The 23591-nt window shown below is 59.1% G+C and carries 21 protein-coding genes; 15 read left to right on the top strand and 6 right to left on the bottom strand.

All coding sequences use genetic code 11. From position 1 onward, the window contains the following. Nucleotides 1–14: 14 nt before the first annotated feature. The 12 genes from AYX22_RS17880 to AYX22_RS17940 all read left to right on the top strand — a co-directional run bounded on the left by AYX22_RS17880 (nt 15) and on the right by AYX22_RS17940 (nt 15350). Nucleotides 15–1349, top strand: coding sequence for an ISL3 family transposase (locus AYX22_RS17880; RefSeq protein WP_231941989.1), 1335 nt, complete (start codon nt 15–17; stop codon nt 1347–1349). Between the two features lie 163 nt (nt 1350–1512). Beyond that, nucleotides 1513–4611, top strand: a complete 3099-nt coding sequence (locus tag AYX22_RS17885) for a type I restriction endonuclease subunit R (RefSeq protein ID WP_207594634.1) — start codon at nt 1513–1515, stop codon at nt 4609–4611. After that, on the top strand, nt 4598–5326 hold the full coding sequence (locus AYX22_RS17890; protein ID WP_207594636.1) for a SprT family zinc-dependent metalloprotease: 729 nt from the start codon (nt 4598–4600) through the stop codon (nt 5324–5326). The genes AYX22_RS17885 and AYX22_RS17890 overlap by 14 nt, the downstream gene beginning before the upstream one ends. Before the next feature lie 115 nt (nt 5327–5441). After that, a complete protein-coding gene (locus AYX22_RS17895) occupies nt 5442–7325 on the top strand; it encodes a P-loop NTPase fold protein (RefSeq protein ID WP_207594638.1) in 1884 nt (627 codons plus the stop codon). Between the two features lie 358 nt (nt 7326–7683). Next, on the top strand, nt 7684–8157 hold the full coding sequence (locus AYX22_RS17900) for a hypothetical protein (protein ID WP_207594640.1): 474 nt from the start codon (nt 7684–7686) through the stop codon (nt 8155–8157). Beyond that, a complete protein-coding gene (locus AYX22_RS17905) occupies nt 8154–9455 on the top strand; it encodes a hypothetical protein (protein WP_207594642.1) in 1302 nt (433 codons plus the stop codon). The genes AYX22_RS17900 and AYX22_RS17905 overlap by 4 nt, the downstream gene beginning before the upstream one ends. Next, nucleotides 9452–10225: a TatD family hydrolase gene (locus tag AYX22_RS17910; protein ID WP_207594644.1), complete on the top strand. Its 774-nt coding sequence runs from the start codon at nt 9452–9454 to the stop codon at nt 10223–10225. Before AYX22_RS17905 ends, AYX22_RS17910 begins: the two co-directional genes overlap by 4 nt. A gap of 306 nt (nt 10226–10531) precedes the next feature. Further along, nucleotides 10532–11125 carry a hypothetical protein gene (locus AYX22_RS17915; protein WP_207594646.1) on the top strand — a complete coding sequence of 198 codons (594 nt, stop codon included), beginning with the start codon at nt 10532–10534 and terminating at the stop codon, nt 11123–11125. A gap of 135 nt (nt 11126–11260) precedes the next feature. Beyond that, nucleotides 11261–12259, top strand: a complete 999-nt coding sequence (locus tag AYX22_RS17920) for a hypothetical protein (protein WP_207594647.1) — start codon at nt 11261–11263, stop codon at nt 12257–12259. Between the two features lie 2 nt (nt 12260–12261). Further along, nucleotides 12262–12948, top strand: coding sequence for a hypothetical protein (locus tag AYX22_RS17925; protein ID WP_207594649.1), 687 nt, complete (start codon nt 12262–12264; stop codon nt 12946–12948). Next, nucleotides 12948–13298 (top strand): hypothetical protein, encoded by a 351-nt coding sequence (locus AYX22_RS17930; protein ID WP_207594651.1) that lies wholly within the window; start codon nt 12948–12950, stop codon nt 13296–13298. The genes AYX22_RS17925 and AYX22_RS17930 overlap by 1 nt, the downstream gene beginning before the upstream one ends. A 717-nt stretch (nt 13299–14015) precedes the next feature. Next, a complete protein-coding gene (locus tag AYX22_RS17940; protein ID WP_231941989.1) occupies nt 14016–15350 on the top strand; it encodes an ISL3 family transposase in 1335 nt (444 codons plus the stop codon). Here the strand turns inward: AYX22_RS17940 and AYX22_RS17945 are convergent. Both AYX22_RS17945 and AYX22_RS17950 read right to left on the bottom strand, forming a co-directional pair. Beyond that, a complete protein-coding gene (locus tag AYX22_RS17945; RefSeq protein ID WP_242703394.1) occupies nt 15302–16648 on the bottom strand; it encodes an ISL3 family transposase in 1347 nt (448 codons plus the stop codon). The genes AYX22_RS17940 and AYX22_RS17945 overlap by 49 nt on opposite strands. Before the next feature lie 28 nt (nt 16649–16676). Then, the gene (locus tag AYX22_RS17950; protein WP_207594654.1) at nt 16677–16916 is read right to left on the bottom strand and encodes a hypothetical protein; all 240 of its coding nucleotides are present in this window, start codon (nt 16914–16916) and stop codon (nt 16677–16679) included. A 370-nt stretch (nt 16917–17286) separates the two neighbouring features. On the opposite strand from AYX22_RS17950, the gene AYX22_RS17955 reads away from it, so the two are divergent. Next, entirely contained in the window at nt 17287–17931 is a 645-nt protein-coding gene (locus AYX22_RS17955; protein ID WP_207594656.1) for a hypothetical protein, read from the top strand. Between the two features lie 57 nt (nt 17932–17988). On the opposite strand, the gene AYX22_RS17960 is transcribed toward AYX22_RS17955, so the two are convergent. After that, nucleotides 17989–18525, bottom strand: a complete 537-nt coding sequence (locus tag AYX22_RS17960; RefSeq protein ID WP_207594658.1) for a helix-turn-helix domain-containing protein — start codon at nt 18523–18525, stop codon at nt 17989–17991. Nucleotides 18526–18554: 29 nt separating this feature from the next. After that, a complete protein-coding gene (locus tag AYX22_RS17965; RefSeq protein ID WP_026546560.1) occupies nt 18555–18770 on the bottom strand; it encodes a hypothetical protein in 216 nt (71 codons plus the stop codon). Between the two features lie 127 nt (nt 18771–18897). Here AYX22_RS17965 and AYX22_RS17970 point away from each other — a divergent pair, with 127 nt between their 5' ends. After that, nucleotides 18898–20163, top strand: a complete 1266-nt coding sequence (locus tag AYX22_RS17970) for a helix-turn-helix transcriptional regulator (RefSeq protein ID WP_207594660.1) — start codon at nt 18898–18900, stop codon at nt 20161–20163. A gap of 58 nt (nt 20164–20221) precedes the next feature. On the opposite strand, the gene AYX22_RS17975 is transcribed toward AYX22_RS17970, so the two are convergent. After that, the gene (locus AYX22_RS17975; protein WP_207594662.1) at nt 20222–21160 is read right to left on the bottom strand and encodes a phosphoribosylaminoimidazolesuccinocarboxamide synthase; all 939 of its coding nucleotides are present in this window, start codon (nt 21158–21160) and stop codon (nt 20222–20224) included. 2 nt (nt 21161–21162) lie between these two features. Then, entirely contained in the window at nt 21163–22521 is a 1359-nt protein-coding gene (gene purD / locus AYX22_RS17980) for a phosphoribosylamine--glycine ligase (protein ID WP_207594664.1), read from the bottom strand. A gap of 33 nt (nt 22522–22554) precedes the next feature. Here purD and AYX22_RS17985 point away from each other — a divergent pair, with 33 nt between their 5' ends. Beyond that, on the top strand, nt 22555–23571 hold the full coding sequence (locus tag AYX22_RS17985) for an asparaginase (RefSeq protein WP_207594666.1): 1017 nt from the start codon (nt 22555–22557) through the stop codon (nt 23569–23571). The last annotated feature ends 20 nt before the right edge of the window (nt 23572–23591 follow it).

Raw genomic sequence — 23591 nt, forward strand, 5'->3', positions numbered from 1 at the left:
GTAGCCCTGCTGTGATGGATGTTCTCTACGCATTCATCAAGAGTCAGGAGCTACGAGCCTTGAACGAGCCTACTTCGCCGCGCCCCGATGCTGCCACCGCCATTTTCAACCTGCCCGACTACCGGGTCACCGGCACCGAGGTCCTCGCCTTCGGGCAGCGACGGATCCGCGTCGTGGCCACCGCCGAGGCCGGCTGCCCGTCCTGCGGCGTGATCAGCACCCGCGTGCATTCACGCCGGTCACAACGCCTGCGTGACATCCCTGTCGCCGGCCCGGTCGAAGTGGTCTGGGCCAAGCGGAGGTTCTTCTGCGATGAGTACCTGTGCCCCCGCCGGACATTCACCGAGGAGACAGCCGAGGTACCGCGCCGGGCACGGTCCACCCGCCGGCTCCGTGAGGCCCTGGTGGCCGCCGTGATCGGTTCCGGGAGGGCCGCCGCCGAGGCTGCCTCTTCATTCGGTGTCTCGTGGTGGCTTGTCCAGCGGGCACTGGATTCCGCGGCGCTGACGCTGCCCGATGTCGATGCCCTGGCACCGCGGATGCTCGGCATCGATGAACACCGCTACCGGTCCGTGCGGTTCTTCCGCGACCCTGCCACGAAGGCCTGGAAACGCTACGAACCCTGGATGACCACCATCGTCGATCTCGACACCGGACAAGTCCTCGGGATCGTTGACGGCCGCGACAGCGAGGGGGTAGGAGACTGGCTGTTCGCCCGCCCGCTTCAGTGGCGGCTGGGCGTGCAGGTCGTTGCCATCGACCCCTCGGCGGCGTTCCGCAAGGCCCTGCGGATGTGGCTTCCACGCACCGCTGTCTCAGTCGACGCGTTCCACCTGGTCAAGCTCGGCAACGACATGCTCACCGAAGTCCGGCAACGACTCACCCAGCAGACCCATGGTCGGCGGGGGCGCTCCATCGATCCGGTCTGGGCCAACCGGCGACTGCTCCTGCGCGCCGGGGACACGCTCTCGGATCGGGCCCGGGACAGGCTCAGCAACGTGTTCGCGACCGACGATGTCACCGGGAAGCTGCAGGCCGCGTGGCTGGTCAAGGAACAGCTCCGGGCCCTGCTGACTACCGGCTCTCTTGCCGACGCTGCCGCCGCGAAGGACCGGCTGCAGGTCCTGGTCGAGCGAGCCGCGCAGCCGGAGACGAACCGGCTGTGGCGCACAATCTGCCGGTGGTGGAAAGAGATCGAAGTCCTCATTGTCACCGGTGCGACAACCGCGAAAGTGGAAGCCAACAACACCGCGATAAAACACATAAAGAGGACGGGTCGGGGATTCACCAACGCACGCAACTACAAAACCCGTATCCTGTTGCGCAGTGCCGCCAGAACAGCGGCATGAACATCCCTCACGGCAGAACGTTCACCACGAACCGTGAAGAGCCGGCAATCGTGGCGGGCAGAGCGGCAAACGGCCGAGTCGAATGGCGTATTCCAGGAACGGGCATAAGCTTCGGAAGCTGGCAGAATCAGGATGTTGAAAGTAATTTTGGGGGAAATGAATCATGAGCACAGTCGGACAGATTGAACGTAAGACACAGGACCGTGTTGTCGACCTGTTCCAAAATGAACTTGGATACGAGTACCTGGGCAACTGGGAGTATCGCGAAAACAATTCGCACATCGAAGTCAGCCTGCTTGAGCAGAATCTAGAGGCCCGTGGCTATGACGCCAATCTGATCAACAAAGCCGTTGAGCAGTTCAAGAAGACCGCGTCGCTCGGCGGCGGCCGCAACCTATACGAAGCTAACCACGAGGTCTACAACCTTCTCCGTTACGGTGTGAAGGTCAAGCCCGGTATTGGCGAACAGACCGAGACGGTCTGGCTCGTGGACTGGCACAACCCCGAGGCAAACCACTTCGTGGTTACCGAAGAAGTCTCGATCAAGGGTGAACACAACAAGCGACCGGATGTCGTTCTCTACGTCAACGGCCTGGCGCTCGGCGTCATCGAACTCAAGCGCTCAAAGGTCGCTGTCTCCGAAGGTATCCGCCAGAATATCGGCAACCAGAAGAAGGACTTCATTCGTCCCTTCTTTTCCACTGTGCAGCTGGTCATGGCCGGCAACGACGTCGAGGGCCTGCGCTACGGCGTCATCGACACGGCCGAGAAGTACTGGCTTGAATGGAAAGAGCCGTCCGACATCGAGGAACCGCTCGATCGTGCGCTCGTTCAGATGTGTTCAAAGAGCCGTTTCCTGGAGATAATCCATGACTTCATGGTGTTTGACGGTGGTACGAAGAAAACTTGCCGCCATAACCAGTTCTTCGGCGTCAAGGCTGCCCAGGACCGCATCGCCAAGCGCGAAGGCGGAATCATCTGGCACACCCAAGGTTCGGGTAAATCCCTCACAATGGTGTGGCTGGCTAAGTGGATCCGCGAACATCAGACGCGCGGCGATAGCCAGGCGCGCGTCCTAATTATCACCGACCGTACTGAGCTGGACGATCAGATCAAGCGAGTCTTCAGCGGTGTCAACGAGGATATCTACCGCACGAAGAGCGGCGCCGATCTTATCGGTTCCCTAAACAGCAATGACCCCTGGCTAATGTGTTCGCTCGTGCACAAGTTCCGCGGCGGCGATGACGATCAGGCTCAGAATGACGCCGACGGAGACTTCATCGCCGAGCTCAACTCCAAGATTCCGCCTGGCTTCTCAGCTAAGGGCAATCTGTTCGTCTTCGTCGACGAAGCCCATCGCACCCAGTCCGGCAAAATGCACAAGGCCATGAAGCAATTGCTGCCTGGGGCTATGTTCATCGGTTTCACCGGTACCCCGCTGCTGAAGGCGGACAAAGCAACCAGCATCGAGACGTTCGGAAGCTTCATCCACACGTACAAGTTCAACGAAGCGGTCGAAGACGGCGTGGTGCTCGACCTACGCTACGAGGCCCGCAACATCGATCAGGATCTCATCTCGTCAGCCAAAATCGATCAATGGTTCGAGGCAAAGACTAAGGGCATGACTGACCTTTCCAAGGCTGAACTCAAGAAGCGTTGGGGCACGATGCAAAAAGTCGTCAGCTCCGAGCCGCGATCCAAGCAGATCGTCAATGACATCCTGCTCGACATGGAGACGAAGCCGCGCCTCATGGACAACCAGGGCAACGCCATGCTCGTTGGATCCAGCATCTATCAGGCATGCAAGTTCTACGAAATGTTCTGCCAGGCCGGGTTCAAAGGCAAGTGCGCCATCGTCACGAGCTATGTCCCTCAGGCCAGCGACATCTCCAAAGAGGATTCAGGCCACGGTGCAACTGAGAAGCTGCGCCAATACGACATCTATCGGCAAATGTTGGCCGATCATTTCGATGAACCGGCTGACCAAGCGGTGACGAAGATCGAGCAGTTCGAAAAAGAAGTCAAAGACCGCTTCATCAACGAGCCCGGTCAGATGCGCCTCCTGATCGTTGTCGACAAGCTGCTGACTGGCTTCGACGCGCCAGCAGCCACGTACCTGTACATCGACAAGAAAATGCGTGATCACGGACTCTTCCAAGCCATCTGCCGCGTCAACCGTCTCGACGGTGATGACAAGGATTACGGCTACATCGTTGACTATCAGGACCTCTTCAACTCTCTGGAAGACGCCATCACGGACTACACGTCTGGGGCTCTCGACGGTTACGAGAAGTCCGACATCGAGGGGTTGCTCAAAGACCGCGTCCAACAAGCACGTGAAGACCTCGACGAAGCCCTCGAACGCATCAGAGCTCTCTGTGAAGCCGTCGAGCCACCCCAGGGAACCCTTCAGTACCAGCGCTACTTCTGCGCGATTGAACAGGGCAACGCCCAGCAGATCAAGAACAACGAAGCCAAGCGCGTCGAACTCTACAAGTCCGTGGCCGCATTGGTTCGTACCTACGGAGCAATCGCCAACGACATGGCGGAGGCTGGATACAGCGCGACTGAAACTGCAGCTATTGCCAAGGAAGTCACCCACTACGTCGCTGTGCGTGATGAAGTGAAACTCGGTGCTGGCGAGAATGTCGACTTCAAACAATATGAAGCCGGCATGCGGTTCCTGCTCGATACATACATCCGGGCCGATGCATCTGAAGTCGTCGCCGACTTCCAAAGCGTTGGGCTCGTTGACCTGATCGTTGAACAAGGAGCGGCTGCGGTTGACAAGCTCCCCTCTGGGATCAAAAAGGATCCTGAAGCTGTCGCCGAAACCATCGCGAACAACATCCGCAAAGTCATCATCGATGAGAACGCGATGAATCCGAAGTACTACGAGAGCATGTCCACCCTTCTCGACGCCATAATCGAGCAACGCCGCAAGGGTGCTATCGATTACAAAGAATATCTTGAGCAGCTAATCGCCCACGCTAAGAAGGTTGGCTCAAAAGAGTCTGACACTGTCTACCCTGCCTGGGCATCAAACGGTGCGCAGCGTGCCATCGTCGACTTCGGCTGGCCAGATCCGGCCACTCCGATCCAAGTCGACACCGCGATCATGACCAGCAAGCCGCACGGTTGGGTTGGCAACACGTTCAAGGAGAAGGAAGTGGCACGAGCAATTCGTCGTATCCTACCGCCTGACTTCGACCGTTTCGATGAACTCTTTGAGTTGGTAAAGGCCCGAAATGAGTACCGCTAGCGCCTACCTCACCGTCTCCGGGATCGATGTCGATGTCATCTACAAGAACATCAAAAACCTGCATATCGCCGTTTACCCTCCCCTTGGCCGGGTGCGCGTAGCAGCGCCTGAACGACTCGATGACGATGCCATCAGGCTTGCTGTAGTGCAGCGATTGCCATGGATCAAAAAACAGCGCGAGCAACTTCGTAGTGCCGTACGTCAGACCGAACGCGAAATGGTCACAGGCGAATCCCACTATGTTTGGGGCCAGCGATACCGCCTAAGCGTCGTAAACGAACCTGGTCGGATTCGGTTTGATATCACCGGCAAGCGACTGACCTTGCACGCCCCCGAAGAAAGTACTCCGGACACTCGTCGCGAAGCTATGGACGAGTGGTACCGCGCTGCTCTCAAGCACGAAATCCCTGAACTCATAGACAAGTGGCAGCCGATCATTGGGCGCAATGTGGCGAAGTGGACTGTGCGCCGCATGAAGACCAAGTGGGGCAGCTGCAACCGCGAGTCTGCACACATCTGGTTCAATCTGGAGCTCGTCAAAAAGCATCCAAACTGCCTGGAATATATCGTCGTACACGAGATGACTCATCTCCTGGAACGGAATCACAACGACCACTTCACCGAACTGATGGACGGGTTTCTGCCGGACTGGCGAGCCCGCCGCGACGAGCTAAATACAGCGCCATTAGCTGAAGAGAACTGGGGGAAGAAATGAAAACAAGAGACATATCGATTCCACGCTCCGCGGCACCATCCAGCCGTGTGAACAACGCATCGGTTCCTAGTCATTGGAATCTCACTTGTGGTGTGAATTCAAAGGGGCGCGCACTATGAAAGCGACATTCCCGCTGTTGTCGGATGAACCAGCCATCCAAGACCTTCTGGCCTTCCGCGCAGTTGCCGAAACTGTTGCCGATGCCTTGTTCGATGACGAACTTGATCCGGTCGCCGTTGGCCTTTCAGGCGCGTGGGGTAGCGGCAAGACCAGTGTCTTGGAACTAGTTAAGGCCGAAATCGAAGAGCGATCCGACACCGCGGACGGAAAGGTGTTGGTGATTCCGACGCAACCCTGGGGCTACGACCCTGCAGTCGGGCCCAAAGAGAGCCTCATTGCCGAAGTTCTTACCGCATTGAACGATGAATTCGATACCGAGGACCCCATCGGCAAGGCGGGTCTCGAGGCCTTCAAGAAACTCGTAAAAAAGGTCAATTGGTCGAAAGCGGTCAAGATGGCCACTCGCACGGCTATCACGATGCAGCTCCCCCGCGTCGATGACGTCTTCGATCTTGTCAGCGATGACCCGGAAAGCCTCGAAACTGAAAAGGGGATGGCGGCATTCCGGAAGGATTTCGAAGATCTCCTCGCCGATCCTGCCCTTCAACACCTGTCTCGGGTGGTCGTGCTTGTTGACGACCTTGATCGGTGCCTACCCGACACAGTCGTCGAAACACTTGAGGCCATCCGACTCTTCCTATCTGCCAAGGGAATGTCATTCGTTATTGCGGCGGATGAGGATCGTGTTGCCGAAGCTATTCAGCAGAAGTTTGGAACGCGCCCTGGTGGCCCAGAAGATGAAGACCCAGCGAAGCTCTATCTACACAAGATCGTCCAAACCACGATCCCATTGCCAGCCCTGAGTCGTTTCGACACTGAGGCCTACCTCTTTCTCTTGCTAGCGAAGAGCGACAGCGAAATCGATGATGCCACCTACGAGGAACTCGTTACCCAGTGCGACGATCTTCGAATCGACGGCGGCAGCCTCGATGACATTGAAGTGCAGGAAGGCGGTGGGCTTGGCGACCACCTGATTACGGCCGCACGTCTGACGCCGATTCTTTACGAGAAGTTCCACGGGAACCCGCGCCGCATCAAGCGCTTCCTAAATGACCTGAATGTCCGCCGAGCTATTTCAAGCCGCCGAGGGTTCACGCTGAAAGCCGACGAGGTCGCCAAGCTGATGGTGCTTGAGCGAATTCTTACCGATGACTTCCGCATCGTTCTCGGTTGGCTGGCGTCTAATCAATTACGAGACAAGCTTGAAGCGCTGGAACTCGCTGCCAACGGCACCGCACAGCCGACGGACACTGAGAGTAGCAACACGGTCGAGGAAACACCCGTCAAAGGCAAGCGCGCATCAACAGCAAAGCCCGAGGAGAAGACACCTGCTGCAACGCGAGAGGATGCTTTCACAGACACCCTCCGGCGCTGGGCAAAGCTCCCCCCTGCCCTGGACGCAACAGCAATATCCGGTTACCTGTACTTGGCGGCGTCGTTCGCAAAGATCGAAGTTATCGATACTGGCCTGCCGGAACGTCTTCGTGACCTTGCCGCTGCACTGACCTCTGGCCTCAAACTTGATCGTGCCGGCGTTACCGATGAAACGCTCAAGGCTCTGCCCGAGCTCGATGCTCAGACATTAGTGAGTCATCTTGGCCGGCGTACCCGTGATCAGCCAAGCATCCAGAAATTCACCGTAGAGAGTCTCCTTCGTATAGCACACGAACAACCTGTCACTCTGCCGAACGTCATTGCTGCACTCAAGGGATTGCCGGCTGCCGACGTAGAGCCTGCAACCATCGTCAAGCTGCGGCCACTCGATGCAGCATCATTCCAACCTGTACTCGACGTCTGGAAGACATCAACTGACGACGAGCAGCTACAGGCGGCGATCAGAGTTGTTGAGGGAGGCTGGAGCAAAATCAATGGGAACTAGCGGCTCATTTGGGGGAAGCGGCGGCAAAGACGCTAGTGATCTGCGCGATAACATCGCCGACTGGCTTGACGGGCCGGGGATACCTGGACCTGCCGACGGCGCGGATTCGAGCGGCCCTGATGAATCGGGCAACCCTAGCGAGTCATCGCCATCCACACTTCCGGTGCAGGGCCCCGGAATAGATCTTGGGCCAGCGCTGCGCGTGCTCCTGCGCCCGCGTGGTGGCGGCGGAGGAGGTGACGGCCCTGGTTCCGGTGGCGGTGGTGGCCGGGGTGGCGGCGGAGGCCGATCCTCGGGTGGCGCCACACGCTCTGTCGGACGAGTATCGCGAGCTGCCGGCCGAGCTGGTCGCCTCGCTTTGGCGTACTCATCTGCAAATCGCGAAGTTCTGCAGCAGGCTGGACTCAACTATGACGATCTGAAGGCGCTTGGTGATCCTGTATCGATCGGTATCAAGATCGTCGAGGCTGCGTTTGGAGCCCCGGCGGATAGCACCATTGCAGACGCCGAGGAGCGCGACATCGTCGCTGATGTCGTCGCCTGGATTCTTGAGCAGCCAATCAATCAACCGCCGACACCAGAAGAGGTTGTACGGAAGTCAATCGAGACGACCATCGCTGAGACTGCACTGACGGAGGTTTCGTCTACCATCTACGCGAAGGACATCAGTTATGAGAAGCGCCACGGCGTCGAGCGGCAGATCCGCGATGTTGCCGCCGAGTATGCGGCGCAGGCATCTCTTAATCCCACTGGTGCAACCGAACAAGAGATGGCGCAGGCTATCGAAACTGGCATCCGGGATATCGGAATGATCTTCGGAGTGCAGTCATGACCCGGATACTACTGACCATCTCTGACGCTAACGCTGAGGCGGCTCAACAAAACGGCGGCTACGACGAGACGTTCCTGTGGACACGAGATGGACGATCAACATTCGTTGGATCAGTCGACCCTCATCTGGGCGGAATCGGAGCTGTTAATCCACTGAATGTGGATTTGGTGCGGATTGCCCTAGCGGTTTTCGGGGCCGATAGATCAGTACGCCGCAAAGGTGGAGGATCGAACTGGAATGCCCGCGACTTCGATATCACAGTCGAGGTTAATGATCCCTCCACGTGGACCGCGCACGCCCAGAAGCTCAGTCAGACGGTCGGATTCCTTTCTGGCGACCGCTGGTCGTTTCAGTTTGCACAAGCTACAGCCCCTGAGGTGGCTGCACTACCCCTCGACGAACAACATTTCGACCGTACGGTACTCCTTAGTGGCGGCGCTGACTCCGCAGCGGGCGCCCTGTTGTCAGCGATAGAGCTTGGTGAAGGCAAATCCCATGCTTTAGTTTCCCAATTCAGCTCGACCGCGCTCTCGCCCGTTCAACAGAACATCGTGTCATCAATTGGAGAACTCGCGCCGGGAGTACGACAAGTTCATCACCAATTCAGACTCCACCGCGGGTCGAAACGGCTCGATGGTTCAACGTTTCGAGATGAGCCCTCGAGCCGATCGCGCTCATTGCTATTCCTCGCCCTTGGACTTGCCGTGGCTGAACGGGCCAACTCGAAACTATGGATCCCCGAGAACGGTTTCGCATCACTGAACCCTCCACTTGGTGCTGATCGCCGCGGCAGCCTATCCACGCACACAACCCATCCCCGGTTCCTCTGTGAATTGAGCGAACTAATGCGAAGCGTCGGAGGTCACGGAGAAATCGAAAATCCTTTCGAGCGCCTCACTAAAGGAGAGATGTTTCAACGGGTCGCAGATGCGATTGGTGCCGACGCGGCATCAACGTATCTCTCTGCAACCAACTCTTGCTCCCACACGGATGCGCGCTATAGCGGCGCGCCAGCAGGCTCCTCTTGTGGGGTGTGCTTTGGATGCCTTGTAAGAAAGTCGTCGTTCACTGCCTCAGGAGTGCCGGACAAGAGTACCTACCTCGTCGATGACACTAGCGGCCAGTTCAACGCTTTCGTCAAGCAAAAGTCCATTGTGGAACCTATGCGCGACTTCGCTCGTCGCGGCATCCGTTCACGTGACGTGATGACTATGTCGTTACCGCAAGATTATCCCGCAAAGGGCGCACTTGCACTCTGCCAGCGCGGCATCGACGAGCTTAGGAGTGTCCTCGGATGACCAAGTCCCTTCCCCCATTAGATCTTCACGCGCATGTCAGCCCAAAGATCAGCACCGCTGATCTGGAGCGGCTAGGCGCCGTTGTTTTTGCGGCCACAAGGACACTCGACGAATACAAGAGCGTCAAGAGTCGCAAGGATCAGGTCACCATCTGGGGGGTGGGCTGTCACCCTGGCATCACCGAAGCACAAAATGCCTACGAACCATCTAAGTTTGCAGAACTCATATCCTCGAGTGCCTATGTCAGTGAGGTTGGGCTGGATGGTCGATCCAGGGTATCGATAGCAGACCAAGACAGGGTCTTCCGGTCGATCCTCACACAGCTACAAGAAACCCCAAGAATTCTGTCCGTACACAGCGCGGGCGCTGCAGGACGAACCATCGACGCCCTAGAAGCTGTAAGAGTCAAGGGTGTAGTACTTCACTGGTGGCGAGGCACAGAAGCCCAGACGAAACGAGCCCTTGATCTTGGTTGCCGATTCTCCGTCAACGCGGCCAACATGCAGAGAGCTAACGAACTAGCAATGATCCCGCTTGATCGACTCCTAGTGGAGACTGATCATCCGTCCGGGAACCGTCACTCCTCGTCTCCCAGGCAGCCGGGTGCTATTGCCGAAGTCGAAATAGCGCTGGCCATGCTGCACGGAACGACAGCGGAGAACATTCGACAACAGACCTGGGTCAACTTCTCTTATCTGGTCGATGAGGTCAAAGTTCTGTCGATGCTACCGAAGGCAGTCCGGAATATGATCGCGGCCGCCCAGAACTGAGAGCCCACGCCATGGTCCTCGAATTGGATATACGGACTAGGAAAAGCTCTCCTCTCACTCCGAGTCAACAAAGACGAAGCACTACCGAGTAGAAGAAGACTCACTATGAAGTGCACATCGGGTGCGCCCGGTGAGAATATCAAACTCGATCGCTACCGATTCCGGGCGAGCAGGAATTTTCCACCACCGCTACCCAAGGTGTTCGGGTACAACAGACAGCTGTTATACTGGATCAGTTTGACTACGGGACGGTTCTTGCTTGTACCTGCGTCAAGCGACATAGCAGCTTACTAGGGAGGGGCTATCGTGATAAAGGAACTGGCTCGAGGTCAACTTGAGACGCTGTGCGGAGAATGGACACACATCGTCTACTGGGACGGGATGCAGCAGGCTATCGCTATGGTCTATGGCGACGTAGCTGGTCAGGAAGACGTATTGTGCCGAGTCCATTCGTCATGCATCACAGCCCACGTTTTCCTCAGTACTGAGTGTGATTGTCGCGAGCAGCTCGCGATCACCATGGAGTACATTCGCGAACAGGGTCGAGGCGTCGTGCTATGGCTGGATCACGAGGGCAGAGCGAACGGCATGATGGCTCACATCGCTTCGCAGTCGATAAAGCGTACGGGTGTCTCGCAGTCGGAAGCTTACGAGCAGCTCGGATACCCGCGAGATAGTCGCCGTTACTTCGTCGCTTCAGAAATGCTTAAAGATCTCCAGGTGAAGTCCATCGTTGTCATGACTAACAACCCATTGAAGGTTGAAGCGCTTCGTAGCGCGGGGCTTCCTGTAGTTCATGGTGATAGGCGCGTCATGATCGAGCCCACGAATGACCTGCTGAAGAAGCAGTACAGCGACAAACTCTACGTCGACAACCATTTCCTCGAGGATCCGGCCTAAAACGGTCAAACACAGGTGCGGCGGCGCAACCGCCCGCCGCACCTGTGTTTACAGCATCCAAGGCACTCAGACTCACAATTCAGATATGGTCGCCACTTAATTCGATGACGACACATCCAGGAGCTTACAGATTCAATGATTTCATCAACCACGGTAAAAGGTGCTATTTCTGATGCGGTGGAGAGTGGCGCTCCCGTAGAACTGGATCGCTACGAGGGCACCACAAGTGTTGTGAACGAACTCTGCCTCTTCCTGAAGCCTGAGATTACATCCCTGCCGGCCAGTAACTTTGACAAGATTCTCAATCTTCTTCTTACGGCCCTCGACGAGTATGGGCTTGAGATCGCCGGAGCGTTCGTGATCCCTGGCGCGTGTCTGGCCTCGCATTCGGTTATGCGAAGCCACTACGGCGTTATAGACAAAGTGTCACGAGAAGGCGCGTCGGCGCTCAATGTAGACGCATTAGAGAACCTGTACGCGCAAGCCCCCGAGAAAGGTCGCGATGCGGAACTCCTCGGCGGACATCAATTTCTTGAATCACATCCTAGTTTCACCGGTGAAGCGCTAACGGTCTTATACGAGAACTCAACGTCTTACCGCGCGGCTGGCGGTGTTCATTGCGGCTGGATCAAGTATCGCGGCCGACTTACAGGCATACTGAATGGCTTCCATCCAGACCAAGTGGACCGCTACGAGGATTCTGAGTCAGCAATTCTGATGCTGGTCCTGCGAGGCCAGACTGATTGGGCGTCGTTGCGCAGAAATATGGTAGGCGCAACCAATCCGGCAGTTGCAGAACCAGGATCATTGCGACGAACAATTTTCGACAACGCGGAGGCCCTCGGGCTGCACTACTTCAATCCGAGTCTCAATGGAGTACACCTATCAGCTGGCCCCGTGGAGGGGATGGCTGAAATCGTGCGCTTCGTTGCTTTGACTCGATCGAAGTTCGCTGCCGAAGACACTTCGTTCGGCAAGCTTCTGCTGAAGGCGGGAAGCAACGTCGATCAGCTGCACGCTTTAGTGAGCGATGCGATCATCGACACGGTGGATGGGCCAGTCAATATTTATGACATCACGGAGGAGAAGGACGCCGCTGAAGCATTGAACGACGTCATAAAGATAGAGAACTAGTTGTGGACGATGTTGCATCCCAGTTGACTCGAATGACAGGCACTTCTCTTCTCACGGTTGCCCTGGCGCGTCTTGGGATCATCGAATCCCCGGATGACAACTTCGAGATCAGACAACACGGAGAGTGGACCCTTGGCGGCGGGGAGACGTACGTCCTGCCGTTTGACGTAGTGAAGGCATCCGGAGATTTGGAGGCCTTCATTTTGAAGGCTTGCGTGACAATGTCGCGACCCATTGCAGAGACATTGTCAACGTGGCAGCAGAGACACGCTGACCTCCGTGAGCTCGGTCTAGATGTCCCGCGGCGGTTCTGGGTGGGTGACGGCACGATTCTTGAAGAGCGTATCGAGTACTCCTTTTGGGAGAGACTCAACGCGGCCGATGCGCCTCGACGGAGTGGCATGATCGGTGCGCTGTCGGCAGCTTTTGAGATTCTTGCCGAGGGGGGATATCTGCCTCTGGGGTTTCATGACTTGCGATCAAGAGACCGAGACTGCGTTTGGATAGACTTCGGGCAAGACCTCGGCACCGATAGTCAGTCCGGCGCGACAGCTGAGACTGTTCTAAAGCGTTTCACCCAGGGAAACTCTGCCAGGAACATAAGACCAGATGAATTAGCTTATCTGAGGAAAGCCGCAAAGCAGAAAAATACGCCAACTTACGTGCATAATAGCACTGAGGATATGTAATGATTGATTTAATTCCTTTTGTGGATAAATACCAAACCCATCGAGGCGGATACTCCGTTTTTCTACGATGCACGTGTGCTGCCTGTGGTCATCCGTTGTTCGTTTACCAGAAGGATGGGCCAGGTCCGCTCCTCCGTTGCTACTGGAATCGAATCCGGATAAATATCGGTGCTGGCATGGACGACGGACTGTCGTGCTCTGCGTGTGAGCGCCAGTTGGGTGAACTTTTTCAGTATAAGGACGGACGCCCTGCATTTGCGCTCAATGAAGACGCCTTGAAAACTGAAGAAATGGGCGAATCCGTCGTGCTCGATATCTTGGACGCTAAGAGCAAACCGGCTTTCCACTAAGCTTCGTCAGCCTCATAGATACTTCGTGGTAAGAAGCTACAGCCGACGCGCTTGAAGATCTCTGATGATAATTCCCCGCTTAGATGGTCAGCATGCTCGGTACGCTGAGGGCCAAGAAACGAAAATTAGCCAGCTTCTACATTCCGCTTCAGTCCTTGCCCAACCACCCCGTACCATAGCCGTTCAGGAAGCTTTTGTGTCACTCTCAGCGGCTATGTCAGTCCACCGATACGGCGGGCTGGGGGCCTTTTCAGCCTACTACTTGGCATCACCGGGGTCTTGAGGAAGGCCTGTATTCGAGGAGAAGACAAAGATAACAAGACCCGGGGACTAATCCGAGACACTGGCCAAGAGAAACAGTCGGGCGGTGTCATAGCTGCAGCCGACGCGCTTCGCGATCTCACGGATAACCATCCCTTGCTTACGCAGTCGAAGAATCTCCTTCTTTTTGGCTGGCGTTAGGCCGCGAGGTCGAGCGTCGACGCCATGCTCGGTAAGCATCCGAAGGAAGGTTGACGGCTCTTCACGGTTCGTGGTGAACGTTCTGCCGTGAGGGATGTTCATGCCGCTGTTCTGGCGGCACTGCGCAACAGGATACGGGTTTTGTAGTTGCGTGCGTTGGTGAATCCCCGACCCGTCCTCTTTATGGGCTCTTCGCGGTTGATGGTGAAACAGGTTCCGTGTCTTGAAATCTGAAGGGCTCGTAGCCCTGCTGTGATGGATGTTCTCTACGCATTCATCAAGAGTCAGGAGCTACGAGCCTTGAACGAGCCTACTTCGCCGCGCCCCGATGCTGCCACCGCCATTTTCAACCTGCCCGACTACCGGGTCACCGGCACCGAGGTCCTCGCCTTCGGGCAGCGACGGATCCGCGTCGTGGCCACCGCCGAGGCCGGCTGCCCGTCCTGCGGCGTGATCAGCACCCGCGTGCATTCACGCCGGTCACAACGCCTGCGTGACATCCCTGTCGCCGGCCCGGTCGAAGTGGTCTGGGCCAAGCGGAGGTTCTTCTGCGATGAGTACCTGTGCCCCCGCCGGACATTCACCGAGGAGACAGCCGAGGTACCGCGCCGGGCACGGTCCACCCGCCGGCTCCGTGAGGCCCTGGTGGCCGCCGTGATCGGTTCCGGGAGGGCCGCCGCCGAGGCTGCCTCTTCATTCGGTGTCTCGTGGTGGCTTGTCCAGCGGGCACTGGATTCCGCGGCGCTGACGCTGCCCGATGTCGATGCCCTGGCACCGCGGATGCTCGGCATCGATGAACACCGCTACCGGTCCGTGCGGTTCTTCCGCGACCCTGCCACGAAGGCCTGGAAACGCTACGAACCCTGGATGACCACCATCGTCGATCTCGACACCGGACAAGTCCTCGGGATCGTTGACGGCCGCGACAGCGAGGGGGTAGGAGACTGGCTGTTCGCCCGCCCGCTTCAGTGGCGGCTGGGCGTGCAGGTCGTTGCCATCGACCCCTCGGCGGCGTTCCGCAAGGCCCTGCGGATGTGGCTTCCACGCACCGCTGTCTCAGTCGACGCGTTCCACCTGGTCAAGCTCGGCAACGACATGCTCACCGAAGTCCGGCAACGACTCACCCAGCAGACCCATGGTCGGCGGGGGCGCTCCATCGATCCGGTCTGGGCCAACCGGCGACTGCTCCTGCGCGCCGGGGACACGCTCTCGGATCGGGCCCGGGACAGGCTCAGCAACGTGTTCGCGACCGACGATGTCACCGGGAAGCTGCAGGCCGCGTGGCTGGTCAAGGAACAGCTCCGGGCCCTGCTGACTACCGGCTCTCTTGCCGACGCTGCCGCCGCGAAGGACCGGCTGCAGGTCCTGGTCGAGCGAGCCGCGCAGCCGGAGACGAACCGGCTGTGGCGCACAATCTGCCGGTGGTGGAAAGAGATCGAAGTCCTCATTGTCACCGGTGCGACAACCGCGAAAGTGGAAGCCAACAACACCGCGATAAAACACATAAAGAGGACGGGTCGGGGATTCACCAACGCACGCAACTACAAAACCCGTATCCTGTTGCGCAGTGCCGCCAGAACAGCGGCATGAACATCCCTCACGGCAGAACGTTCACCACGAACCGTGAAGAGCCTCTTTATGTGTTTTATCGCGGTGTTGTTGGCTTCCACTTTCGCGGTTGTCGCACCGGTGACAATGAGGACTTCGATCTCTTTCCACCACCGGCAGATTGTGCGCCACAGCCGGTTCGTCTCCGGCTGCGCGGCTCGCTCGACCAGGACCTGCAGCCGGTCCTTCGCGGCGGCAGCGTCGGCAAGAGAGCCGGTAGTCAGCAGGGCCCGGAGCTGTTCCTTGACCAGCCACGCGGCCTGCAGCTTCCCGGTGACATCGTCGGTCGCGAACACGTTGCTGAGCCTGTCCCGGGCCCGATCCGAGAGCGTGTCCCCGGCGCGCAGGAGCAGTCGCCGGTTGGCCCAGACCGGATCGATGGAGCGCCCCCGCCGACCATGGGTCTGCTGGGTGAGTCGTTGCCGGACTTCGGTGAGCATGTCGTTGCCGAGCTTGACCAGGTGGAACGCGTCGACTGAGACAGCGGTGCGTGGAAGCCACATCCGCAGGGCCTTGCGGAACGCCGCCGAGGGGTCGATGGCAACGACCTGCACGCCCAGCCGCCACTGAAGCGGGCGGGCGAACAGCCAGTCTCCTACCCCCTCGCTGTCGCGGCCGTCAACGATCCCGAGGACTTGTCCGGTGTCGAGATCGACGATGGTGGTCATCCAGGGTTCGTAGCGTTTCCAGGCCTTCGTGGCAGGGTCGCGGAAGAACCGCACGGACCGGTAGCGGTGTTCATCGATGCCGAGCATCCGCGGTGCCAGGGCATCGACATCGGGCAGCGTCAGCGCCGCGGAATCCAGTGCCCGCTGGACAAGCCACCACGAGACACCGAATGAAGAGGCAGCCTCGGCGGCGGCCCTCCCGGAACCGATCACGGCGGCCACCAGGGCCTCACGGAGCCGGCGGGTGGACCGTGCCCGGCGCGGTACCTCGGCTGTCTCCTCGGTGAATGTCCGGCGGGGGCACAGGTACTCATCGCAGAAGAACCTCCGCTTGGCCCAGACCACTTCGACCGGGCCGGCGACAGGGATGTCACGCAGGCGTTGTGACCGGCGTGAATGCACGCGGGTGCTGATCACGCCGCAGGACGGGCAGCCGGCCTCGGCGGTGGCCACGACGCGGATCCGTCGCTGCCCGAAGGCGAGGACCTCGGTGCCGGTGACCCGGTAGTCGGGCAGGTTGAAAATGGCGGTGGCAGCATCGGGGCGCGGCGAAGTAGGCTCGTTCAAGGCTCGTAGCTCCTGACTCTTGATGAATGCGTAGAGAACATCCATCACAGCAGGGCTACGAGCCCTTCAGATTTCAAGACACGGAACCTGTTTCACCATCAACCGCGAAGAGCCAGGTTGACTTGGCGATGCCGCATTCACGTGCCAGTGCCGTACTCATCTCGCCGGCTTGGTAGCGAGCTACGAACTGAGCCAGTTCATCCGAGCTGAAGCGATCGGCGATGCGGTAGCGCTGAGTCTTCAGAATAGCTTGCGGCGGGCGTGACTTCATATGGCCAGCATCCACACGTTCGAGGGCAGCGGCGATCGTCATGAGCTGGTCCAATTTGTGGAGGGCATGCCTGGAATAACATGCAAGGACCTCGACCAATTGATACCTAAGGATGCTTACTCGAAACAAAAAGCATCAATCGATAAGAAAAGAGCTCTCTGGAGCTCTTTTTGTATAGAGATACAAAAGCAAACAGCCAACAATGCTTGACATTTCAAGTAAAATCGTATATAATGATTAGGTCGTAAGCCTCCCTTTAGGTCGAGCGCTCTTCGAGTACATAATCATCACTCAGCTCACGAGACATGTGGCAACCAGCCCTTCTGACGACGGAATTATCAGTCGCCTGTTCAGCTGGTTGCCACACAGGCGCAACCTCCCTTGCCAGGAAAGGCCAGCAGAGAGGTTTCACATGTCTACAGTCATTGAAACGAAAGAAATTGCAGGTCAGATCTGCCACCGTCATCCAAATGGCGGAGGGTGGGTATCTGAGTCTGCAACTGTCGCCGAGACAGCGTACATTGGCCCTCGCGCCATGGTCTTAGGCCATGCGAAGGTTCTTGATACGGCTCGTATCGACGGCAACAGCAGTGTCTTCGGCAATGCTGTCGTGTGTGACAATGCGAGAGTCCAAGATGCCAGCCCCGTTGACATACTCAAATCCATATTTGAGCGAACTACCAAGGGTCCCGTGGGCGGCGTCCGGATTTGCGGCAATGCCCGCGTATCCGGCAACACCTGGATCGCTGGCAATGCCCTCATCACAGACCACGCAGTCATTTCCGGACAGGCATGGGTATATGACCATGCCGAAGTTGGAGGTAACGCGCAAGTGGGCGACAGGTCGAGAGTTTATGGTCACGCAAAGGTGCGAGGTAACGCTCGCATCGGCGACAGAGCCTTTGTCTTCGACCAGTCAACTGTCTCCGGCGCCTCTGAGGTCGCCGACCACGCACACGTCAAGGGCAAAGCCAAGATATATGGCAAGTCCAAGATCGGTGGCAAGTCGGTTGTCTCCGGAGATCAACGACTCGTTAGCCGAGTTCTGAGTGACTGAGTACGCAAGCCCCGCACCACATGCGATTTAGCATGGTGGTGCGGGGCTTTCTCATTTCTACGCACTTTTTCCCTCGCTGCTCGTCAGCAAGAAGATTCTCGCCGTGTCGTAGCTACAGCCGACTTGCTTGGCGATAGTACGGATGGTCATTCCCTGCCTTCGGAGCTGGAGAATCTTCTCTCCTTGGGCGGCGGTGAGCTTACGCGACCGAGTGCGGACATTTCGTTCAGCCAGGAGGCGAAGGAAAGCCGTTTTTGAGATACCGCTCTCTTTTGCCAGTGCCGTGCTCATCTCGCCGGCTTGGTAGCGAGCGACGAGCTGATTGAGTTCGTCGGGTGTGAAGCGATCAGTCAGGCGGTAGCGATGCGCGGGACGAGGCTTCTTGGCTGGAGGACGGCGGAGTTCAGCTGCATCGATCCGATCCAGGGCGTCGCGGATGACATCGAGCTTGTCGATAGTCCAGCTGGCCCGGTTCGAGTAACATCCTAGGACCTCGACCAAACAAAGAGGGTCTTCCACATGGAAGACCCTCTTTTGTGTTTCCCCTGTCCTTGCGAATGAGCAAAAAGAAAACCCCGGAGCATCGCTCGTCACGCTCCGGGGTTTCTTTTACTACAATTGATTTACATGGGGTCCGGCCAGTTGCCGATGGACATCGGCGTGTACGTGGTGTCCGTTGACTTGGTCGGCGCCGCTACGCGCATAGGATCGGGCCAGTTGCCAATAGCACTGACGGTGCTGGAATCGGCTGCGGGAGCAGCAGAGACCACACCGGGAGCCGCGACTGCGAACGTCAGTGCGCCCGCCACGGCCACTGAAGCGATGATTTTCTTGAACATGATGTAGTACCCCAATGCGAGTCGGATTCGTTACGGAAATTGCACGGTCCCTGTTGACATACATTGTAAAATGTTTTCCACAGAGACTGTCAAGGTTTTGGTCAAAAGACACCTGTAGGAGGGACCCGTGGGAAACGGATTCGGCGAGAAGCTACGTGCCGAACGGCTCGAACGTGGGTTGACGCAGGCAGAGCTCGGCAAAAACCTGTATTCGCCCAGCTACATTTCGCTGCTGGAAACAGGCCGTCGCGAACCAACGGCTGAGGTCATCGAAGAACTGGCGCGCCGGCTCGAACTCGCGCCCAAAGCCTTGGAAGCGTGGAGCCAACCCGTTTCCGTGAGCGACGCAGAGTACGTCCTCGCCGGACTCTACGCCCGGCAAGCCTGGGACCTCCGCGACTACCAACTCGCTGCCAGCCACGCCGCCACCGCCGCGCAGATCGCCCTTGAGGCCAAGAACAACAGCGCCTGGTGGAACATGACGTACATGCAGGCCGAATGCGTCATGAAACAAGGGCAGCTGAAGGAATGCCAGCAAATCGTTGAGCACCTCCTGGAGCACCCTATGGGCACCGAATCCGCCGGCCTGGGAGTGCGCGCCTGGCAGATGCTTGCCGCGGTGTGTCACGGACAAGGTCAGCTGGCCACCGCCGTCGAGCATGCCAAGCAAGCCGTCAAACTCAGCGAACAGCTGCCCAAGGGTTCCACTCTCATCATCGGCGCGCACCGCGCGCTGATTGGTGCACTTGCCGAGAGCGGCAAGCTTGATGAGGCCTGGGAGTATTGCCTGGCCATGATCGAGCACATGGACGAGCACTCCATGTCCCAGCTCGCCGGCGAGGTGGCGTGGGTGGTAGGCAACGTGGCCTTCATGCGCCACGACTATGTGGAGGGGATCAAGCACCACGAGCGCGCGGCCAAGCTCCTCTCCCCCGCCAACGACATCGAACTGTGGGCCCGCTTCAACAAAGCCTCCGCAGCGGTCCGGCTGTCCTCGGGGATCGTGGAACCGGAAACCCTTTCCGCCATTGAACGTGCGGAACTCGCGCTGTCCATTGTGGGCGGAAACAAGACGGATCAGCTGGAGGTTGCCTTCATTCGCGCCCGCTGGCTGTACCTGACCGGCGACATTCCGGCCGCCGTCGAAAAGCTCCGCGAAATCCATGCAGACCGCAAGGTCCTGGCCCGCCACACTGCCGGCGAAGTCTCGCTGTTGCTCGGGAAGTCACTAAAAGCCGCCGGCGAAGCCTTTGAGGCCCTCCAGTTCCTGGAAGAGGCCCAGCACGACTTCAGCGCGGCCGGAGCTTCAGACAGGGTCCAGCAGGCCATGGACGCCGTGCTGGAGATCCGACTGGCTGAGCGCCGTGCGGCGAAGGAGCACTCGGAAGCGTAGCCCGCGTCAAAGCATAACTGCCCCGGACCAGACGGTCCGGGGCAGTTTGCGTTAACGCTTAGGCGAACGTACGGCCGGTGAGTTTCTCGTAAGCCTCCACATAGCGGGCGCGGGTGCGCTCCACAACCTCGGCAGGCAGGGCGGGCGGCGGTATGTCGGAGGACTTGTCCCAGCCGGACTCGGCGGACGTCAGCCAGTCGCGGACGTACTGCTTGTCATAGGAGGGCTGCGACTTGCCCGGGGCGTACGTGGACGCGTCCCAGAAGCGCGAAGAATCCGGGGTGAGGACTTCGTCGCCCAGCGTGATGATGCCAGTGGCTGCATCAATGCCGAACTCCACCTTGGTGTCGGCCAGGATGATGCCGCGTTCGCGGGCGATCTCCTCGGCGCGGGTGTAGATCTTCAACGTCAGCTCGCTGAGTCGTGCGGCGATATCATCGCCCACCATGGCCACAACGTCGTCGTAGGTGATGTTGACGTCGTGTTCGCCCACCTCGGCCTTGGCCGACGGAGTGAACAGCGCCTTGTCCAGGCGGGAGCCGTCCACGAGGCCTTCGGGCAACGGAATCTCGCAGACCGTACCGGATTCCTTGTACTCCACCAGGCCGGAGCCAGTGAGGTAGCCGCGGGCAATGCACTCCACCGGGAACATGTCCAGCTTCTTGCAGATCATGGCCCGGCCCTCGACGGCGGCAGGAACGCCACCGTCAACCGTGGACGCCAGCACATGGTGCTCCACGTCCAACTGGTCGAACCACCACAGGCTCAGCTGCGTCAGGACGCGGCCCTTGTCCGGAATTTCGCTGCTCAGAACATGGTCGTAGGCGCTGATGCGGTCGCTGGCCACTACCAGGACGCACTCTTGGCCGATCTTCTCCGTGATGGCTTCATCGGCCGGGATGTAGAGGTCGCGGACCTTGCCGGAGTAGACGTGCGTCCAGCCCGGAAGCTCCAGGGTCTCCGTTTCGAACCCGCCGGTGGGGAGTCCTTCAGTCATGCCTAGGCCTGCACTTTCGGGATGGTTCCGGTGGCCGTGTGCGGTACGCGGATTTCACCCCGGGCGGCCTTGCCACCGATGTCCGTGCGGAACTGTGAGCCTTCAAGCTGAACCAGCTCCACGCCGTCGTACGCTTTTTCGCGCGCTTCCACCAGATCGGAACCAAGCGCGACAACCGCAAGGACGCGGCCGCCTGCGGAGATCACCTTGCCTTCGTCATCCAGCTTGGTGCCGGCGTGGACCACGTGCACGCCGTCCAGCTCATCAACCTTCTTCAGCCCGCGGATGCGGTCACCCGTCCGGGGTGCGTCCGGGTAGTTTTCGGCGGCTACGACGACGGCGACTGCTGTGTCCTTGGACCAGCGCAGCTCCTCGGCGGTGTCCAGTTCGCCCTTGGCAGCTGCCAGCAGCAGCGCGCCGAGCGGCGTCTTGAGGCGGGCCAGGACAGCCTGCGTCTCGGGATCGCCGAAGCGGACGTTGAACTCGATGACTCGGGTTCCGCGGGAGGTCAGGGCCAGGCCGCAGTAGAGCACGCCGACGAAGGGGGTGCCGCGGCGGGCCATCTCGTCCACGGTGGGCTGGGCCACGCGGTCGATGACTTCCTGGACCAGGCCTTCGGGAGCCCACTCAAGCGGGGTGTACGCACCCATGCCGCCGGTGTTGGGGCCTTCGTCGTTGTCGAAGATGCGCTTGAAATCCTGCGCCGGGGACAGCGGGACAGTGGTGCGGCCGTCGCAGAGGACGAACAGGGAAACCTCGGGGCCGTCAAGGAATTCCTCGATCACCACGGTTCCACCGGCGTCGAAGCAAGCCTGCGCGTGGGCCAAAGCCTCCGCGCGGTCCTTGGTGACCACGACGCCCTTACCTGCGGCAAGGCCGTCGTCCTTGACGACGTGCGGCGCGCCGAACGTGTCCAGGGCGTCAGCAGCTTCCTCGGCGTTGGTGGCCACGCGGGCCATGGCCGTGGGGACGTTGGCTTCGGCCATGATCTGCTTGGCGAAAGCCTTGGAAGCCTCCAACTGGGCAGCTTCCTTGCTGGGACCGAACACCGGAATGCCGGCTTCGCGGACGGCGTCGGACACACCGGCAGCCAGCGGCGCCTCGGGTCCTACCACAACCAGGTCCACGCCGAGCTTGGTGGCGAGGGCAGACACGGCTTCCGGGTTGTTCCCATCAATCGCATGGGTGGGAACGAGTTTGCTGATGCCCGCGTTGCCCGGGGCCGCGTGGACCTCGGAAACGTTGGGATCTTCAAGCAGAGAGCGGACAATGGCGTGTTCGCGGCCGCCTGGGCCAATGACGAGTACCTTCACAGTCCTCAAGGGTACTTTGTGAAGGGCGCGCGGCCTAAGCTGTGTCATTCACCGGACCTTGCTGCGCCCTAGACTTGGCTTATGCCCATGAGTTCGCATGAAACGTTCAGCGTTGAGTCCGCGGTGGAACTGGCAGTGATCGAACGAAGTGGCTTTATAGAGTCCCGGCACATCGGCGCGGCCGTTGTTCTCGCCGGCGACGGCTCGGTGGTCACCCGTCTCGGTGACATCGATGCCCCCATCCTCGCCCGCTCCACTCTCAAGCCCTTCCAGGCCCTGGCCTCCATGCAGTCCGGCGTGCCCCTGCGTGGCGCACAGGTTGCTGTTGCCTGCGGCAGCCACACCGGGTCCCTGGATCACATGGACGTTGTAGAGGGAATGCTCAAAGCGGCTGGAGTGAAAGAAGAGAACCTCCAGTGCCCCACCGCCTGGCCGCAGGACGAGACTGCCCGAAACTGGCTGGTCCGGTCGGAGCGGGGCCAGTCCAAGCTGGCCTTCAACTGCTCCGGCAAGCACGCCGCTTTCCTGTGGGCCTGCACCGAAAACGGCTGGGACCTGCGCAGCTACCTTGAGCCGAACCACCCGCTCCAACAGAGGGTCCGGTCCGTCATTGAGGAATACAGCGGCGAACCCATCTCCCACCTGGGGATCGACGGGTGCGGTGCCCCTGTTGCCGCCATCTCGTTGACCGGCATTGCCCGCGCCTATTCCCGGTTGGCCAAGTCCCCGGGGGATAAATCCTCCAACGCCCGGGCTGCCACCATCGCCACCTCCATGCTGGACTACCCTTGGGCCGTCCAAGGAACGGGCGAGTCCAACACCATCGTCATGGAAGAACTTGAGGTCCTGGCGAAAATCGGCGCCGAGGGCATTCTGGTCCTGGCCACGTCCACCGGCGCAACGGTGGCCGTGAAGATGCTGGACGGGAACCTCCGCGCCACGTCCTTGGTGGGACTCACCCTCTTGGCCGTGAGCGGAGCCGTGGACATTCCGGCCGTCTCCAACGTCCTGGAACGAGTAGTGGAGCCCGTCCTCGGAGGCGGACGCACCGTGGGCAAAATCCGGCTGGGCCACGCCGTCTCGGCCCTGCTCGACTAGTACTTCAGAGGAGAAAACCC

The organism is Arthrobacter sp. D5-1 (genome assembly GCF_017357425.1).
Lineage (GTDB): Bacteria > Actinomycetota > Actinomycetes > Actinomycetales > Micrococcaceae > Arthrobacter.